This window comes from Paraburkholderia sp. TE9906 (assembly GCF_056279605.1).
Window position 1 is genome coordinate 346,999 of the sequence record NZ_JBWCCT010000002.1, and the last position, 16,434, is coordinate 363,432.

At 65.6% G+C, this 16,434-nt stretch carries 15 protein-coding genes; 9 read left to right on the top strand and 6 right to left on the bottom strand.

What is annotated here, in order from left to right; all coding sequences use genetic code 11:
- Positions 1–48: 48 nt before the first annotated feature.
- Positions 49–1,620: a TAXI family TRAP transporter solute-binding subunit gene (locus ACZ9H4_RS05480; protein WP_476118420.1), complete on the bottom strand. Its 1,572-nt coding sequence runs from the start codon at positions 1,618–1,620 to the stop codon at positions 49–51.
- A gap of 727 nt (positions 1,621–2,347) precedes the next feature.
- Between ACZ9H4_RS05480 and ACZ9H4_RS05485 the strand changes: the two genes are divergently transcribed.
- Positions 2,348–2,686: a BON domain-containing protein gene (locus ACZ9H4_RS05485; protein WP_408152972.1), complete on the top strand. Its 339-nt coding sequence runs from the start codon at positions 2,348–2,350 to the stop codon at positions 2,684–2,686.
- A 324-nt stretch (positions 2,687–3,010) separates the two neighbouring features.
- Positions 3,011–3,259: a hypothetical protein gene (locus tag ACZ9H4_RS05490; RefSeq protein WP_408144294.1), complete on the top strand. Its 249-nt coding sequence runs from the start codon at positions 3,011–3,013 to the stop codon at positions 3,257–3,259.
- Positions 3,260–3,330: 71 nt separating this feature from the next.
- Here the strand turns inward: ACZ9H4_RS05490 and ACZ9H4_RS05495 are convergent, their stop codons facing one another.
- Together ACZ9H4_RS05495 and ACZ9H4_RS05500 are read right to left on the bottom strand one after the other, a co-directional pair.
- Positions 3,331–4,119, bottom strand: a complete 789-nt coding sequence (locus ACZ9H4_RS05495; protein WP_408144296.1) for a sulfite exporter TauE/SafE family protein — start codon at positions 4,117–4,119, stop codon at positions 3,331–3,333.
- A 233-nt stretch (positions 4,120–4,352) separates the two neighbouring features.
- The gene (locus tag ACZ9H4_RS05500; protein WP_408144298.1) at positions 4,353–4,994 is read right to left on the bottom strand and encodes a LysE family translocator; all 642 of its coding nucleotides are present in this window, start codon (positions 4,992–4,994) and stop codon (positions 4,353–4,355) included.
- A gap of 417 nt (positions 4,995–5,411) precedes the next feature.
- Here ACZ9H4_RS05500 and ACZ9H4_RS05505 point away from each other — a divergent pair, with 417 nt between their 5' ends.
- Positions 5,412–6,305 (top strand): LysR family transcriptional regulator, encoded by an 894-nt coding sequence (locus ACZ9H4_RS05505; protein WP_408144300.1) that lies wholly within the window; start codon positions 5,412–5,414, stop codon positions 6,303–6,305.
- 151 nt (positions 6,306–6,456) lie between these two features.
- Here ACZ9H4_RS05505 and ACZ9H4_RS05510 read toward each other — a convergent pair whose 3' ends face one another.
- Positions 6,457–6,594: a hypothetical protein gene (locus ACZ9H4_RS05510; RefSeq protein ID WP_408144302.1), complete on the bottom strand. Its 138-nt coding sequence runs from the start codon at positions 6,592–6,594 to the stop codon at positions 6,457–6,459.
- Between the two features lie 42 nt (positions 6,595–6,636).
- Between ACZ9H4_RS05510 and ACZ9H4_RS05515 the strand changes: the two genes are divergently transcribed.
- The 3 genes from ACZ9H4_RS05515 (at position 6,637) to ACZ9H4_RS05525 (ending at position 10,519) form a co-directional block, all read left to right on the top strand.
- Entirely contained in the window at positions 6,637–7,626 is a 990-nt protein-coding gene (locus ACZ9H4_RS05515; RefSeq protein WP_476118423.1) for a hydroxymethylglutaryl-CoA lyase, read from the top strand.
- A complete protein-coding gene (locus ACZ9H4_RS05520) occupies positions 7,623–8,867 on the top strand; it encodes a CaiB/BaiF CoA transferase family protein (protein WP_476118424.1) in 1,245 nt (414 codons plus the stop codon). The genes ACZ9H4_RS05515 and ACZ9H4_RS05520 overlap by 4 nt, the downstream gene beginning before the upstream one ends.
- 143 nt (positions 8,868–9,010) lie before the next feature.
- Positions 9,011–10,519 carry an MFS transporter gene (locus tag ACZ9H4_RS05525; RefSeq protein WP_476118425.1) on the top strand — a complete coding sequence of 503 codons (1,509 nt, stop codon included), beginning with the start codon at positions 9,011–9,013 and terminating at the stop codon, positions 10,517–10,519.
- Between the two features lie 79 nt (positions 10,520–10,598).
- Here ACZ9H4_RS05525 and ACZ9H4_RS05530 read toward each other — a convergent pair whose 3' ends face one another.
- Together ACZ9H4_RS05530 and ACZ9H4_RS05535 are read right to left on the bottom strand one after the other, a co-directional pair.
- Positions 10,599–10,739, bottom strand: coding sequence for a hypothetical protein (locus tag ACZ9H4_RS05530; protein WP_408144310.1), 141 nt, complete (start codon positions 10,737–10,739; stop codon positions 10,599–10,601).
- A gap of 326 nt (positions 10,740–11,065) precedes the next feature.
- On the bottom strand, positions 11,066–11,215 hold the full coding sequence (locus tag ACZ9H4_RS05535) for a hypothetical protein (RefSeq protein ID WP_408144312.1): 150 nt from the start codon (positions 11,213–11,215) through the stop codon (positions 11,066–11,068).
- Between the two features lie 1,087 nt (positions 11,216–12,302).
- Between ACZ9H4_RS05535 and ACZ9H4_RS05540 the strand changes: the two genes are divergently transcribed.
- The 3 genes from ACZ9H4_RS05540 to ACZ9H4_RS05550 all read left to right on the top strand — a co-directional run bounded on the left by ACZ9H4_RS05540 (position 12,303) and on the right by ACZ9H4_RS05550 (position 16,401).
- Entirely contained in the window at positions 12,303–13,286 is a 984-nt protein-coding gene (locus tag ACZ9H4_RS05540) for a GlxA family transcriptional regulator (RefSeq protein ID WP_476118426.1), read from the top strand.
- 88 nt (positions 13,287–13,374) lie between these two features.
- Positions 13,375–14,949 carry a sugar phosphate nucleotidyltransferase gene (locus ACZ9H4_RS05545; RefSeq protein WP_408324949.1) on the top strand — a complete coding sequence of 525 codons (1,575 nt, stop codon included), beginning with the start codon at positions 13,375–13,377 and terminating at the stop codon, positions 14,947–14,949.
- Positions 14,950–15,015: 66 nt separating this feature from the next.
- Positions 15,016–16,401, top strand: coding sequence for an undecaprenyl-phosphate glucose phosphotransferase (locus ACZ9H4_RS05550; RefSeq protein ID WP_408324947.1), 1,386 nt, complete (start codon positions 15,016–15,018; stop codon positions 16,399–16,401).
- Positions 16,402–16,434 lie beyond the last annotated feature (33 nt).

Consider the following 16,434-nt stretch of genomic DNA (forward strand, 5'->3'; position numbering starts at 1 on the left):
CGTCAAAATTGTAGTGATCTTACGCGGTGCAGCCACGGCTTGCACCGTTCAATATGGTTTGGCGGCGCTGCCGCCAGGGTTGGCCGGGTCGGCAGCGGGGCCGGGCGTCGCGCCGGGTTCCGCCGCTTCATGTGTCTGATGCACGGCATTGGCCTCACCTCGGGCCGAGGGCGGCTCGACTTCTCCGCCGCCGGCCGCAGCCGGGACGCGCGCGTCTTGCTCGCGTGATTCTTCATCCGGCCGGCCGTCGTCCGCATCCTCCGCTTCGTCACGCTGGGCGTCGCGGCTTTGCGTCAGCCGTCGGCGCACGAAGCCGATATGCTCGCGCAGCACATAAAACTGATCCGCATATGCGAGCGGCATCTTCAATCCGTTGACCGACTCCTCGATCGCGTCGAGCCGTTCGATCAGCGACGCGCGCTCGGCGGCCGAGTATTCGCTGAGCGCGCTGCGCTCGATCGCGATCAGCGAGCCGTACCAGCGATAAATCCGCGATTTCACCCGCCACGCATAGAGCCCCGGCACGACGCGCAATGCCGGCACCAGCAGCACGACCAGCGGCACCACGATCACCAGCAGCCGGTCGGCGAGACTCGCGACCCAGAACGGCAGGGTCCGGTAGAGGAAGCTCTTGCCCGACTTGTAGTAGCGCGCGGCGTCGTCGCTGATCGGGAAGTCGTGCGCGATCGGCGCGGGGAATTCGCCGGCGCGCTGCATGACGCTCGCGCCGCCGTGCACCTCGCGCGCGGCTTCGATCAGCAGATCCGACAACGCGGGATGCAGCGAGTCGCGCGCCACCAGCTCGGCGGTCGGCGCGACGATGCTGATCGACGCCGAAGGCAGATTCTTGCCGAGGTCGAACGACCCCATCGGCATTTTCAGCTGGGTCAGAAACGGAAAGCGGCGCGTGTAGGCCTCGGCCTGCGTGAAATCGTAGAAACGTACGTTCGGCGTGCGATACAGCTTGCCCATGACCGCCGGCTGCGCGGAATCGCCGGCGAGGAAGGCCGCGTCGACCTTGCCGGAGATGAGCGCGTCGGCGGCGGCGTCGCCCGATAGCGGCAGCAGTTTGGTCGCGGCGCCCGGCACGATGCCGTTGGCCTTGAGCAGCGCGAGCGCCAGCTCGCGCGTGCCGCTGCCCTCGGCGCCGACCGCCAGCCGCTGGCCCTTGAACTCGGACAGCCACACGACGGGCGGGCCGTGATAGAAGATCGCCAGCGGCACATACGCGACGCTGCCGAGCGACATCAGGTTCTTGTTCACCGCCCCGGGCGCGACGCCGCCCTGCACGAAGCCGACATCGACGTTCGACTGCGGGTCCGACAGCCGCTTGAGATTCTCTAGCGACCCTTCCGAGGCCAGCACATTCACCGTGATGCGATTGCGCGCGAGAATCGTCTTGTACTTCTGCGCGGCGTTCCAGAAGGTGCTGCCCTCCGGGCCGGTGGTGATCGTCAGTATGCTGGGCGGGGCGGGCTGGATGAGCCGCACGGCGGCCCAGATCGCGACGACGGCGAGCAGCACGAGCGGTCCGAACGAGACCGCCAGATCGCGCCAGGAGATTGCGACAAAACGGGCGACGAGACGGGGAGGGCCTTTGCGGCCGGTGGCGGGCTTCATCGGATGACGTGAGGGCTACGGTCGAAAGTGGACAGGGGCGGCGCTCGGCGGCGCACGAATGGAGCGAGGCGCTCGAAGCGCGCGAGCCAGGCCAGGCGGGCCGGCCGTGGCGTATATCGTGCAAGCCGCGCGGTCGCGCGCGTCGCGCCGATGGTACCTGAGATTCATAGGACGGCGAAACGCGCGGCGGCGCCGGACGCCGACAAACCCGTAACAAATGGTGAGCGCGGTTTGACCTCGGTATGAACTTGAGGTGCTGGCGGTGCGCATGCCGGGGGAATCCCGCGCTCGGACGGCACGGCTGTCACACGCCTGGAGTGCGCGCGGCACATGAGTGGACATGAGTGGCAAGTGCGTGGCACATGGCCCACACCCGGCGCCGCCGCATGCTGCGCGGATGACTAAACCCTTTGCGCTTCCGGCGCGCCTGGATTAAATTGAGCATCGCTGCCGCGAACCAGGGTTTGCGCGGCGTGACCCGGCACCACACCAGAACCGGGCACGCTCTCGAACGTCGCGGCTTGCCGGTTCCGTACCGCAGACATGCCCGACATCGCATGCGGCCGACGGCAGCCGGTTTCTCCCGCCTCTCGCATACGTGTTGCAGCCAAAGCCGGCCGGCGTCGGGACGCACCTCGCTGTGTGTTCCTTCTTGCACGGCCGCCGGAAGTCGTAACGAAGCCGCTTCTGCACGCGGTCCAATGTGAAACCAAGGAGAAGAGAAACCATGAAATCGGTCGGTTATCTGAAAACGCTGGGTTCGGTCGTGGCAATGGTGTTGGCGTGCAACGTCTACGCCCAGTCGAACGATGCGCCGTCGTCGTCGGCGGCAACGGTCAAGGCCGGCAAGCGGGCGAACAACGAACTGGGCCGCAAGGTCCGGGGCGCCCTCACCAAGACGCAAGGCCTCGACGTGTCGAACATTTCCGTGCGTGCTCGCTCTGGCGCGGTGACGTTGTCGGGCACGGTGCCCGACCAAGGCCAGATCGATGCCGCCGGCGCAGCCGCGAAGGGCGTTGCGGGCGTGACGTCGGTGTCGAACAAGCTGACCGTGATGCAACAGTAATCAGTCTGTCATGAGCGCGCGGCACGAATCGGGCTGCGCCCGGCGGACTTGACCGGCGCCGCGGCGCCACGCCGGTGCAAGCGGGTGGAGGCGGCTCGACACCGCGTGCGCGATCGTGAAGCAGATGTGTAGCAAGGCTCCGGCACAACGCCGGAGCTTTTTTTGTCTTGATTTTTTGTTGCGATGCTTTTTCGCAATTGCTCCGATGATTTCCCCGTTGCGCGTTGGTTGCCGGCGCTGTTGCGATGACTGCTCCGTGCGCTGCAACACAGAGTTGACGTCTCGCGAAGCGTAATGTGACGCATGGGTATCGGAGTCCATGTCATGGGAACCACGTTTTTTCGCTATACGGATCTGCCGATCGGCGATCGGGCGGCTTTCGAGCTGGTGTGCGCGCGGCACGGCTTCGCACCGGTGCACTTCGACATCAGTGCTAGCGCGAAGGCCGGCGAGCCCGCGCACGAACGTCTCGTCACCGTGCGGCGCGCGGGCTGGACGCAGTCGTATCGCGACAGTCATGGCCAATGGATCAGGCAGTTCGAAGCCGATCTGACCTGCCGGTTTTTCAAGTAGCGGCGAGGGAGCGGCGCCTGGTCGATGTCAGCGCACAGCTCGACCCTCGCATCAGCGCCTGCGCCGATGCATCACGCCATCACGAGCCGCACGCCAACCAGCGTTAGCGTGGCGGCGAGCAGATTGCGCAGCAGCGCATCGGGCGCGCGCGACGACAGGTAGCTGCCGATCGCGATACCCGGCAGCGACCCGACCAGCAGCGACGCCAGCATCGACCAGTCGACCGAACCCAGCAGCCAGTGACCCGCGCCCGCCAGCAGCGTGAGCGGCACCGCATGCGCGATGTCCGAGCCGACGATGCGCGTGGTCGGCAGCAACGGATACAACAGCAGCAACACGGTCACGCCGATCGCGCCCGCGCCCACCGACGTCAGCGACACCAGCACGCCGAGTATCGCGCCGGTCAGCATGGTCAGCGCGAGCGTGCGCGCCTGCTTCGGCGCGCGTTGCCCGCGCGCGCCGAGCGCCGCGAGCTGCGGCCGGAACACCAGCGCCACCGCCGTCACCAGCAGCGCTGCACCGAGCACGATCTGGATCAGCCGGCTCGCGCCCGGCGTGTCCATCCCGTAGCGATGCAGCAGGATCAGCGTGATCGTCGCGGCCGGCACGCTGCCGGCGGCGAGGCGCAGGGTGATCTGCCAGTCGACCGAGCCCTTCAGGCCGTGCACGAGGGTGCCGGTCGCCTTGGTGGCGGCCGCGTACAGCAAGTCGGTGCCGACCGCGGTGGCCGGATGCACGTTGAATAGCAGAACCAGGATCGGCGTCATCAGCGAGCCGCCGCCGACGCCCGTCAGTCCGACCAGCAAGCCGACGAACAGGCCGGAGACGGAGTACAGCAGATCGATGTGGGGAAGTGCCATTGAGCAGACCGCTGACGGTCGGATGGGTGGAAGGGTCGGGCGGCGGGGCCGTCGCGTGTGAGCCGCCACGCGCCGCAAGCAGTGGCGCGCAATGCGGGCCGGCACAGGCGCACCGGAGGCGCGCCACGGGCCGCCGCGGCGCGGCGAAAGCCGCTATTGTCGCAAAACTGCCGCGCTTGCGTACGGAACACGGTCAGGCGCGAGCGCGCCGCGCGTCCCGTGACGCGTCCCGTTCAAAGCGCGCGGCGAATCTCGACGACCCCGAACGCCGCCAGCGTGAAGCCGACCACGCGGTCGATCGCGACGCGCAGCCGGCTGCCGATCGCGTGACGCGCGAGCGACACCACGCTCACGAGCACGCACCACCACGCGATCGAGCCGGCGAACACGCCGCCCACCGTGGTCAACGCGATGGCCGGGGAGAAGGCGCCGCGCGGCGCGAGCGTCGTGAACAGCGCGGCGAACATGATGACGGTTTGCGGATTGGTCAGCGTGAGCAGCAAGGCGCTCGCATACGCGCGCAAGGCGCCCGCGCGGCCCACCTGCGCGAGCTTGCCGTCGCCGTTGCCGTTCGAGGTGTCGGCGGCGGGCTTCTGCAGCAGCGTGCGCACGCCGAGATAGAGCAGGAACAGACCCGCGAGCAGATGCAGAGGGCGGTCGTAGGCGAGCATGAACTGCGAAATACCGACGAGGCCCAGCGCCGCGATCAGACCGTAGAGCGCATCGCCGGTCGCAATGCCGAAGCCGATCGCTAGTCCCGCGCGCGGGCCGCCCGTCAACGTGCGGCGGATGCACAGCATGCCCATCGGGCCGACCGGCGCGGCAATCGCGAGGCCGACGCCCGCGGCGGTGAAGAAAAGACTGGTGGTCGACATGGGAAAGCCCTTGAGCAGTGGTTCGTGACGGCGGGGTGGTTCGTTTCGTTGCGGCAGCTTGTGGTTCGTGGTTCGCGGTTCGCGGCGCGTCGCAGTGGTTCGTCGCGGCTCGTGCCGTCCGTGCGGTTCTTGCCGTTCTTGCCGCTCCTACGCAGAGGCGCCCGCTCGCGCGGCGCTGCTTTTGCGAAGGCGGCAATTCGGCGAGTCCGTCAGCATAGCCAGAGCGACAGGCGCGGGCAAGGCCGCGCGAGATCGCCGGCAGCCGCTTTCGCGCCCGATGGATGTCCGCAAGCCTGCGCTCCGGCGGGCCGCCGCTACCCGGCTCGCATATCGGCCGTGGATACCCTGGGATCGGTTCGACGCGCGCCTTCCTCGGGCATAATTTTGCCACTTCAAATTTCGGGAGCGCGCCCGCTCATGTGGCAGATCGATCAGGTGACGCTGCGCTTGTTCATCGCCGTATGCGAGGAAGGGACGATCGCACGGGCGGCCGAACGCGAGTTCATCGCGCCGTCGGCGGTCAGCAAGCGGCTCGCCGATCTCGAGGCGCTGGTCGATGTCGCGCTGCTCTCGCGCAGCCAGCGCGGCGTGCGCGCGACCGCCGCCGGCGAGGCGTTGCTGCGTCATGCGCGGCTCATCATGCGCGGCCACGAACGGCTGCAGGCCGAACTCAGCGAGTACGCGGCCGGCGCGCGCGGACATGTGCGGGTGCTGGCGAACGTGTCGTCGATGGTGGAGTTCTTGCCCGAGGCCTTGTCGGTGTTCCTGAAGGCCAATCCGGGAATTCGCGTCGATGTCGAGGAGCGCGTGAGCGGCGAAATCGTCCGTGGTCTGGAAGAGGGCGTCGCCGATCTCGGCATCTGCCGCGACGTCGTGCCGATGGGCAGTCTCGACGTCCTGCCGTATCGCGCCGATCATCTCGCGCTGATCGTGCCGCGCGCGCATCCGCTTGCCGGTGAGACCGCCGTCGGCTTCGAGCAGACGCTCGCTTTCGATCACCTGGGACTCGCGTCGAATGCGTCGGTGAATGCGCTGATGCAGCGCATCGCAGTGGAGAAGGGCGGCGAGCTGAACTATCGAACCTACGTGTCGACGTTCGACGCCGCCTATCGCTTCATCCAGGCCGGGCTCGCGGTGGCGATCCTGCCGCGCGAGGCATTGCCCCGCCATGCCGCCGATGAATACGGCATTGTCGCCGTGCCGTTGCGCGAGGCGTGGGCCGAGCGCCGGTTCGTGATCTGCATGCGGGATCGGAATGCGCTGACGCTGGCGGCATCACATCTGTTGACGCATTTGCTTGGCGCGGTCTGACGCGTGGAGCGCGCATTCACCGCATTCACCGCATTCACCAGTCAGGCGCGCGCTTCGTGGGCATGCGTACCCTGGTGATGATCGTCCATGCCGCCCGCTGCGGCTCAGCAGGGCCACCTGAACCGCGCCACAGAACTCTTCTGAAAACCCCTTAAGGGTTTTCCCTTTCGGCGCGCAAACGCCCGCCCAGCTTGCCGAAGCCGCCATCGCGAGCCGCGATGGACTGCGTCGTCAACGCAGACTTCCCGCCGCGCCCGTGCGCGGGCACGCTGTCGTCCAGTTGCTTCATTCCTCGCCTCCCCAGCGGAATCCGACACCGGGATCAAAGACCATGAGTGAAACCCAGGAGCGCGTCGTCGTGACCGAAGTCGGCATGCGCGACGGCCTGCAAAGCATCGCCCGCACGATGCCCACCGCGTTCAAACGGCGCTGGATCGACGCCGCTTATGCAGCCGGCGTGCGGCATATGGAAGTCGCGTCGTTCGTGCCCGCGAAACTGCTGCCGCAAATGGCCGACGCCGATGAAGTCATCGCCCACGCGCTCACCTACGACGATCTGATCGTGACGGCCCTGGCGCCGAATCTGAAGGGCGCGCAACGCGCGCTCCACACCGGCGTACACCGGATCGTCGCGCCGATTTCGGTGAGCGCCGCACATAGCCTCGCCAACGTACGCAAGACGCCCGCTGACATGATCGACGCGTTCGCCGCGATGCGCGAGGCGATCGACGCCGCATCGACCGGCGGGACGCGGCGCGTCGAACTGATCGCCGGCTTGTCGACGGTGTTCGGCTGCACGCTGCAAGGTGCGGTGCCGTACGCGGATATCGCCGCGATCGCGCGCGCCGCGCTGCAGGCGGGCGCCGACGTGATCGCGCTTGGCGACACCACCGGCGAGGCGACGCCGCGCCAGGTCGGCGAGATCATCGAACTGGTGCGCGACGTCGCGGGCGAGCGGCTGCGCTCGCTGCATTTCCACGACACGCGCGGCCTCGGCCTCGCCAACACGCTGGTCGCGCTGAAACACGGCATCCGCGAATTCGACGCGTCGCTGGCCGGTCTCGGCGGTTGTCCGCATGCGCCGGGCGCGACCGGCAACGTCAATACCGAAGACCTCGTGTTCATGCTCGACAGCATGGGCTACGACACCGGCATCGATCTCACGAGGCTGCTCGCGTCGCGCGCCGTGCTCGCCGACGCATTGCCCGGCGAGCCGCTGTACGGCTACCTGGCGCGCGCCGGCCTGCCGAAGCAGTTCGCCGCCGGCCGTCAGGCATTCGAATCTTTCCAACCCGCTACCGAACCGCAGGTGCTGCAATGAATCCGCTTTCGTCCACTTCCGATTCCGCCTCGTCCGCGCCGCAGCAGGGCGCGTTGCCGCTCGCGGGTATTCGCGTGATCGAGTTGTCGCATATGGTGATGGGCCCGACCTGCGGGATGATTCTCGGCGACCTCGGCGCCGAAGTGATCAAGGTCGAGCCGCCGCGCGGCGACGGCACGCGCCGTCTGCTCGGCACCGGCGCGGGTTTTTTCCGCACCTTCAATCGCAACAAGAAGAGTGTCGCGCTCGATCTCGACGGCGAAGCAGGACTCGCCGCGCTGCACAAGCTCGTCGATACCGCCGACGTTTTCGTCGAAAACTTCAAGCCGGGCCGCATGGCGAGTCTCGGCCTCGATTACGCGACGCTGCGCGAGCGCAATCCGAAGCTGATCTACGTGTCGCACAAGGGCTTTCTGAACGGCCCTTACGAACACCGCCTCGCGCTCGACGAAGTCGTGCAGATGATGGCGGGCCTCGCGTACATGACCGGTCCGGTCGGCAGGCCGCTGCGCGCCGGCAGTTCGGTCAACGACATCATGGGCGGCATGTTCGGCGCGATCGGCGTGCTCGCCGCGCTGCACGAGCGACATGCGAGCGGACGCGGCAAGGAAGTGCAAAGCGCGCTGTTCGAGAACTGTGTGCTGCTGTCCGCGCAGCACATGCAGCAGTTCGCGGCGACCGGCGTGCCCGCCGCGCCGATGCCGGAGCGCATCAGCGCGTGGGCCGTGTACGACGTGTTCACGCTCGCCAACGACGAGCAGATGTTCATCGCCGCGACCGGCGACGGTCAGTGGCGCGCGCTGTGCGCGATTCTCGGCCGCGCCGACCTGGTCGCCGATCCGCGTCTCGCGACCAACAACGATCGCGTGCTGGCGCGTGAGTGGCTGCTGAAATCGCTCGGTGAAACCTTGCGTCAATTCGAAGGCGCGGCGCTCGTGCCGCTGTTCGAGCGCGACCATATTCCGTTCGCGTCGATCACGAAGCCCGAAGCATTGTTCGACGATCCGCACCTGCTCGAAAGCGGCGGGCTTGCGCGCCTGACGCTCGACGACGGTAGCGAGACTGCCATGCCCTTGCTGCCGATTTCGATGGACGGCGCGCGTTTGCAGCCGCGTCAGCCGATCGCGAAGATCGGCGAGCACACCGCCGACGTGCTGCGCGGTCTCGGTTATGACGACGCGCAGATCGCGGCGCTGGGCGGTGGTGGTGCGGCGTCTCAAGTGCCGCGCGAAGCGGCGTGACGCACGCGGTACTGGCTAGAGCAAACGCGGCGCGACGGTTGAGGCGCGGCGTGGGGTCCGGTGACGCCAATGTAGTCCCCTCAAATTTCATCCGGCGATAGACCGGACTTCCGCAATCATTTGCGTTGGATTGGAGACAGGCGATGAAATCGTCGAATCAGGCGGTATATGCGACGGCACTCGGCGATGCCGCCGCACTGGGCGGCTTGCCCGCGAACACGGACACGGACACGGACGCAGGCGCAGGCGAATCGGCGGCCGACCACGCCGGGCGGATCGCGCTGGAAGGCGCGCGCATTTCCGCGCGGCTCGACCGCTTGCCCGCCACCCGTTCGATCTGGAAGCTGGTGATGCTGCTGAGCCTCGGCCTCTTCTTCGAGCTGTACGACCTGATGTTCTCCGGCTACATCGCGCCGGGACTCGTGCGCAGCGGCATTCTCACCGCGACCACCCATGGTCTGTTCGGCACCAGCGGCGTTGCGAGCTTCATCGCCGCGTTGTTCGCGGGCCTGTTCATCGGCACGGCGGCGTGCGGTTTTCTCGCCGACCGTTTCGGACGCCGCGCGATCTTCACGTGGTCGCTGCTGTGGTACACCGCGGCCAACATCGTCATGGCCTTTCAGGACACCGCGTTCGGGCTCAACCTGTGGCGCTTCATCGCGGGCATCGGCATTGGCGTGGAGATCGTCACGATCGGCACGTACATCTCCGAGCTCGTGCCGAAGCATATTCGCGGCCGCGCGTCGGCGTGCTCGCAGGCGGTCGGCTTCTGCGCGGTGCCGATCGTCGCGTTCCTGTCCTATCTGCTGGTGCCGCATCGTTACTTCGGACTCGACGGCTGGCGCCTCGTCGTGCTGACCGGCGTGGTCGGCGCGATCGTGGTGTGGTGGATCCGTCTGCGTTTGCCGGAAAGCCCGCGCTGGCTCGCGCAAAAAGGCCGTATCGACGAAGCCGACGCGGTGATGAAGCGGCTCGAAGCGCGCGTCGAACGCGAATACGGCCAGCCGCTGCCGCAGCCCGCGTCGCCCGAGCCGGTGCGCGCACGTGCGGCGTTCCGCGATCTGCTCGCGCCGCCGTATCGCCGGCGCACGCTGATGCTGATCATCTTCCACGTGTTCCAGACAATGGGCTACTACGGCTTCGCGAACTGGATCCCGACGTTGCTGATCAAGCAGGGCATCACGGTCACCACGAGCCTGATGTACGCGAGCATCATCGCGCTCGCCGCGCCGCTCGGGCCGCTGCTGGGCTTGCTGATTGCCGACCGCTTCGAGCGCAAGACGGTGATCATCTTCATGGCGGGGGTGAACGTGGTGTGTGGGCTGGCCTTCAGCCAGGCGCGCGAGACCGTGTTGCTGGTGAGCCTCGGCGTGTGCCTCGTACTGGCGGGCAACATCATTTCGTACAGCTATCACGCGTATCAGGCGGAGTTGTTTCCGACCAGCATCCGCGCGCGGGCGGTGGGATTCGTTTATTCGTGGAGCCGGATTTCGGCGGTGTTCTCGGCGTTCGTGATCGCCGGGTGTTTGAGCCGCTTCGGCGTGAACGGGGTGTTCGTGTTCATTTCCGGCGCGATGGCGGTGGTCATGATCGCCATCGGCACGCTGGGACCGAGAACGCGCGATGTCGCGCTGGAGGATATTTCCAGGTAGCCGCAGGCGGGAGGTGAAGCAACGCGGAAGTCAAGCTGAAGTAAAGCGGCCCGCCTTGTGAAGGCGGGCCGGCTCGCGTTTAGTGCTTCTTCTGGGTCGCCGAAACGCTCGGTGCTACGCGAATCGGCGTGCCGCCCGATGGCGACGTGGCAGGTTGCGGCTTCTTCTCCTGCTTCGGTTTCTTGACTTCGCGGTTACTGCGCATCTGACCTTTTGCCATGATGGACTCCCAATTGGCGTTTTCCGCTCCTCACAGGAGCAATGAGGTAGTGTGCGCTGATTTTGCCGATGCTGTTGGGAATTCTGTCTTTTCACATTCAGAACCGCCGAGGGCGACGCGTGAATCTGACACGTCGCCTTCGGCAAGCTGACAGGGCGGCGTATCTAACCGGCACCGTCGCATTGGTCTTCGCCTTCGACGCAGTGTTCGGCACCTCATACACCGGCGACTCGGTCAGATTCAGCGGCAGCATGCGCGCTCCCGCAAGCCCGACGCCGGTCGATACAAGCGATCCTCAGGCGAGTGCCGCGGCGCTCGTCGGCGCGTCAATAGTCCCGATGATTCTCGTCGGTGCGGGCGAGCCGATCCGACACGTTGCCGAGCAGCAGCGCGATCAGTAATGCGCCGATCGTCGTAAAGAGGAGCGCGCCGATCATCGCAGCGAGGACCAGCGTGATCCAGATAAGGGCATTCATAGGATAGAAGCGGTTCCAGCGTGTTGTCAGGCATGCTAACCCGTCGTCCGCACGTGCTCTGTTCTCCTGCCGGCCTCGAAGCTGTCACGAAGCGCCGAACTATCGGCACATTGCGCCGCTTGCGCACCACGTTGCCTTCGGGTGTGGTGGTGCGTCGTGATAACGGTGCACGCACATGCCCTCCGTGTAGCAGCCGATGCCGAGCGGACGGGGACGGTATTCGGCTCTACGCGACCACATTTTTGACGACATGCAGTGCAACGTTGCCATACAACATGTCGCGTGTGCCGTGGAAACCGCAGGTGCACTATTCGCCTGCACACGGCCTCCGCGGTCTGCTCGCAATGCCTGATCGAATTGCTATCCATCAGATCAGAACAGCGTTTACTTGCCTGGCAAGGCAAGCCGTCGCGCAAGGCGGATAGTGCATTTGCGCAATTCACTGGCGGAATCGACCCGGTCCGCCCTCGGCGCAATCGGCCATTGGCTCGCCTATCGCGCGAGGGTCTCAAGTTGTCTTTGGTTCATGTCTGAAACGTTAATCGCCAGCCTTATATTCCCGATTGCCAATAACAATAAATTAAATAATCTGGTCGACCTTCGAGTGCCTATATTGGATGTCTGTTTTTGAAAAGTAGTGCGAAGTTTTATGGTCGGGGCAAATTTACGTGGGGTCCGGCACAGACAGCAATGGCGAAGGCGGTTACTCTCATTGCGCAGAAAACCCCGAAAAAAGTCTCTTCAAATCTTCGTAATTTCGGGCGAATTGAATTGTAAGTGCGCCGTTTTCGAGTGGTCGCGTAGTGTGCGCTGGCGTACGCAGTCGCCGTTTCATTTGCATTAAGATTCGCAAAATGCCTATTCATTCATATGTGGAATCGGCAATTAAATTGGCGAGAAGGGCGGCGGCTGCGGAGGTGTTGCCGAATTTCACTGGCCGGCGGCCTCGCGGGCACGCCAACATGTCTGCGCTTTCGGTCATGGCGGCTAAATGCTGGAGGGGCCGTCGCATGATGCACGGCACAGAGCGGGGTTCTCTGTGTCGTGACGGCAAAGAGTAGATCCGTTTTCCGTAGAGAGGATGACCATGACCTGCGCGAGTCTCGAGTCTGCAATGCTGCGGTGGGTGCACGCGCCGACCAAGGGGATGCGCCGCATCGCGATACTGATGTTCAACGACTGCTCGCTGCAGGGCGCCGGCGTGGTGGCCGAGGTTTTCCAGGCAGCCAATGAACTGGCCGCATCGAACGCCGGTGGCTGGCTGTACGACGTGTCATTCCTCTCGGCCGATGGCGGCATGGTCACTTCATCGTCCGCGCTGCGGGTGTGGACCGATGGACTCGACGCGCGGCACTCCGGCGGCTTCGATGCGTTGTACGTGGCCGGCGGCAAGGGCGCATGCGCCGCCGCCAGCGACGAGCGGCTGATTGCGTGGCTGCGCCGCGTGCGCCGCAACACCGGCATGATCCGGCCGATCGCGGAGGGGCGCGTGCTGCTCGATGCGGCTTACGTGCCGGAGGGTAAGGACAGCGCCGAGCTTGGTCAGCAGACGAACGGCGCGCGGCACCCTGAGGCGGCCGCCGAAGCGGGCGATCGGCTCGAGTCGATGAGAAGCGCGCTCGCGATGATCAAGCGCGACCTCGGCGGCGCCACCGCGCGCTCGGTGGCCGAACGCCTGCTCGCCGATTCGTGTTCGAACCTCGCGCCGCTGCTGAGCGAAGACGGCGGCCTGAGCCCCGGCGACAAGGTGCGCGCGGCGGCTCGCTGGCTTCAGGAGAATTGCCAGCAGTCGATTTCGATCGCCGACGCGGCGCAATTCGCGGCGATGAGCGAGCGCAACTTTCTGCGCCGCTTCAAGATGGAAATGGGCATCACGCCATCGAGCTTTCTGCTGCACGAACGCCTCGCGGTGACGTGCAGCCTGTTGACCGAATCGGAATTGCCGGTCGACAAGATTGCCCGGCGCACCGGCATGGGTAACGGCGACCGCCTTGCAAAAGTGTTCCGCAAGCGGATGAGAATTTCTCCCACCGAATTCAGGATTCAAAGCCGCCGCATGGTCGGCGAATAGCGCGGTCGGGGCCCGTTGACGGGCGCGTAAGTAACACGGCGTCAGGAATTATTTCATTAGACTTTTGAGAATTATAAGGAATCCGAATATGTTGACTCAGGGAGCGGGAAGCGCTGCGTCGTCCGGATCGAATGACGTCGCTGCCGGAGCCTGCGGCGCGCGTTGCGCGCGCATCGTCCCGGTGATTCTTGCAGGGGGCTCGGGCACGCGGCTGTGGCCCGTGTCGCGCGAAAACTTTCCGAAGCAACTGATCGACGTGGTCGGCTCGGACTCGCTGCTGCAGGCAACTGCGCGACGCATGGACGGTTTTCCGGCCGGCTGGAATGTGGACGTCGCACCGATCATCGTGTGCGGCGAGGAGCATCGCTTCGTGATTGCCGAACAGCTGCACGAAAACGGCGTCGACGCGCGTCTTATCGTGGAACCGGCGCGCCGCGATACGGCGCCGGCGTTGACGCTGGCGGCATCGCTCGCGTGTGCGGACGGCGGCGACGCGATTCTCGTCGTGATGCCGGCCGACCATTCGATCGGCGACGTGCGGGCATTGCAAGGCGCGCTGGAACGCGCCGCGCGCTACGCGGAGCGCGGCGCGATCGCGACGCTGGGCGTGCCGCCCACGCGTCCCGACACCGGCTTCGGCTATATCCGGATCGGCGCCGAACTCGGCGACGGCGGACATGCGATCGACGGCTTCGTCGAGAAACCCGCGGAAGAAATCGCCGCGCAGTATGTGGCGGCCGGTACGTACTGGTGGAATAGCGGAATCTTCATCGTGCGGGCGAGCGTGTGGCTCGACACGCTCAAGCGCTTGCAGCCCGACATGCATGCGGCGTGCGAGCGCGCGTTCGTCGGCGGCAAGACCGCTGAGGCCGTGTTCCGTCCGCTGCTGGACGCATTCCTCGGCGTGCCCGCGGATTCGATCGACTACGCGGTGATGGAGCGCCTGATCGACACCGCTGATGCGGGAGCGCACGGCGGCGCGCAACGCAGCCCGCCTGGCGGCAAAGCACTGGCGATGCCCGCCGGCGTGGTTGTCAGACTGGATGCGGGATGGTCCGACCTCGGTTCATGGGATGCCGTGTGGGCCGCGATGGACAAGGACGCCAACGGCAACGCGGGGCGCGGGCGCGTCGCGTTCGAAGGCGCTGTGTCGAGCTACGCGCATTCGGAAGGACGGCTGGTCGCGTGCGTGGGCACCACCAACGTCGTGGTGGTCGAAACCGCCGACGCCGTGCTGGTGGTCGACCGCTCGCACGTGCAGGACGTGAAGGGGCTGGTGTCGCGTATCAAGGCGCAGCACGCACCGGAGGCCGACGCACATCGGAAGGTGCGCCGCCCGTGGGGGTTCTACGACTCGCTCGACCACGGCGAGCGCTTCCAGGTCAAGCGCATCGTCGTCACGCCGGGGGCGCAACTGTCGCTGCAACTGCACCACCACCGCGCCGAACACTGGGTGGTCGTGCGCGGCACGGCACTCGTCACGCGCGGTGAAGAGCAGTTTCTGCTGAGCGAAAACGAATCGACCTTCATTCCGCTCGGCACGCGCCACCGGCTCGAAAACCCGGGGAAAGTGCCGCTCGAAATCATCGAAATCCAGTCGGGCGCCTATCTGGGCGAAGACGACATTGTGAGGTTCAACGACAACTACGGCCGCTGCTCGTAAGCAGCCCGCCGGATTCATCTGCAAACAGGAACGGCAAGTAACGGCATAGGCACAGAGGCAAACAAAATGCGCAAGTTTCAGGATTTGCTCGCGCGAGTTTTCGATGTCGCGTTGGTGTTGGCGGGGGCGGCGCTGGCGTCGCAGATCCGCTTCGATTACCTCGCTCAATCCGGGTTCTATTGGGCGCTCGTGATGTTTTCCGCCGCGTTCGCGCTGGCCATCTTCCCGGCGTTCGGCGTCTACGAATCGTGGCGCGGCCGCTCCAAGCTCGCGCTCGCCGGTCAGGTCTCGCTCGCGTGGCTGATCGTACAGGGCTGCGCGCTCGTGCTGATGTATTCGCTGCATCGCAGCGATCTCGTGTCACGGCTGTGGTTTTCGTACTGGACCGCGATGACGGGCGGCCTGCTGATCTCGTACCGGCTGATCACGCACGCGGTGCTGGCGCGCGCTCGCGGCGCCGGCATGAATCTGCACCAGGTCGCGATCGTCGGCAGCGGCTCGCAATGCGAAGCCATCCTGCGCCGCATCGAAGCCGCACCGACCGCCGGTTTTCGCGCGACCGCCGTCTACAACACGCGCCCGGACGAGACGTCGGTGACGAACTCGCGTGTGCCGGTGTTCGACAGCGTCGACGCGCTTGCCGACTACATCCGCACGAACGACGTGCACGAACTGTGGCTGATGCTCTCGCTGAGCGAGGAGCCGCTGATCTGCGCGTTGATCGGCAGATTCCGCGACGATCTCGTGAACATCCGTTTCATGCCCGACGTGCGCAGTCACTCGCTGTTCGAAGGCAGCGGCGTGGTCGAGCTGCTCGGCATGCCGGCGATCAATCTGGTCGCGTCGCCGCTCTCGGCGAGTTCGATGCTGAAGAAGGAAATCTTCGACCGCCTGTTCGCGACCGCGGCGTTGATCGCACTCGCGCCGCTGCTGCTGGCCATCGCGATCGCGGTGAAGCTCTCGTCACGCGGGCCGGTGCTGTTCAAACAGAAGCGCAAGGGCGCGGACGGCCGGGTCTTCACGATCTACAAGTTCCGCTCGATGCGTCTGCATACCGAAGCCAAGGGCACGCTCAGCCAGGCGACGCGCGACGACAGGCGCGTGACGAAAGTCGGCGCGTTCCTGCGCCGCACGAGCCTCGACGAGCTGCCGCAATTTTTCAACGTGTTGCTTGGCGACATGTCGGTCGTTGGACCGCGTCCCCATGCACTCGAGCATGACGACCTCTATCAGAAAGTGGTCGCCGGCTACATCAATCGCTACCGGATCAAACCGGGAATCACGGGCTGGGCGCAGATAAACGGCTTCCGTGGCGAGACTGACCGCATCGAAAAGATGGAGCGTCGGGTTGAACATGACCTGTATTACCTGGGTCATTGGTCGTTCGCGCTCGACATGCGGATTATCGGCGCGACGATTGTCGCTGGACTGGTGCATCGAAACGCTTACTAAGCAATTAAAAACACGCCGGCGCTACCGCTTTTG

Excerpts from the sequence above, each read along its gene's own strand:
- ACZ9H4_RS05510 (WP_408144302.1), bottom strand. The coding sequence starts at position 6,594 with ATGAAGCAACTGGACGACAGCGTGCCCGCGCACGGGCGCGGCGGGAAG.
- ACZ9H4_RS05485 (WP_408152972.1), top strand. The coding sequence starts at position 2,348 with ATGAAATCGGTCGGTTATCTGAAAACGCTGGGTTCGGTCGTGGCAATG.
- ACZ9H4_RS05525 (WP_476118425.1), top strand. The coding sequence starts at position 9,011 with ATGAAATCGTCGAATCAGGCGGTATATGCGACGGCACTCGGCGATGCC.
- ACZ9H4_RS05545 (WP_408324949.1), top strand. The coding sequence starts at position 13,375 with ATGTTGACTCAGGGAGCGGGAAGCGCTGCGTCGTCCGGATCGAATGAC.
- ACZ9H4_RS05540 (WP_476118426.1), top strand. The coding sequence starts at position 12,303 with ATGACCTGCGCGAGTCTCGAGTCTGCAATGCTGCGGTGGGTGCACGCG.
- ACZ9H4_RS05520 (WP_476118424.1), top strand. The coding sequence starts at position 7,623 with ATGAATCCGCTTTCGTCCACTTCCGATTCCGCCTCGTCCGCGCCGCAG.
- ACZ9H4_RS05500 (WP_408144298.1), bottom strand. The coding sequence starts at position 4,994 with ATGTCGACCACCAGTCTTTTCTTCACCGCCGCGGGCGTCGGCCTCGCG.
- ACZ9H4_RS05490 (WP_408144294.1), top strand. The coding sequence starts at position 3,011 with ATGGGAACCACGTTTTTTCGCTATACGGATCTGCCGATCGGCGATCGG.
- ACZ9H4_RS05550 (WP_408324947.1), top strand. The coding sequence starts at position 15,016 with ATGCGCAAGTTTCAGGATTTGCTCGCGCGAGTTTTCGATGTCGCGTTG.
- ACZ9H4_RS05530 (WP_408144310.1), bottom strand. The coding sequence starts at position 10,739 with ATGGCAAAAGGTCAGATGCGCAGTAACCGCGAAGTCAAGAAACCGAAG.
- ACZ9H4_RS05505 (WP_408144300.1), top strand. The coding sequence starts at position 5,412 with ATGTGGCAGATCGATCAGGTGACGCTGCGCTTGTTCATCGCCGTATGC.
- ACZ9H4_RS05480 (WP_476118420.1), bottom strand. The coding sequence starts at position 1,620 with ATGAAGCCCGCCACCGGCCGCAAAGGCCCTCCCCGTCTCGTCGCCCGT.
- ACZ9H4_RS05535 (WP_408144312.1), bottom strand. The coding sequence starts at position 11,215 with ATGAATGCCCTTATCTGGATCACGCTGGTCCTCGCTGCGATGATCGGC.
- ACZ9H4_RS05515 (WP_476118423.1), top strand. The coding sequence starts at position 6,637 with ATGAGTGAAACCCAGGAGCGCGTCGTCGTGACCGAAGTCGGCATGCGC.
- ACZ9H4_RS05495 (WP_408144296.1), bottom strand. The coding sequence starts at position 4,119 with ATGGCACTTCCCCACATCGATCTGCTGTACTCCGTCTCCGGCCTGTTC.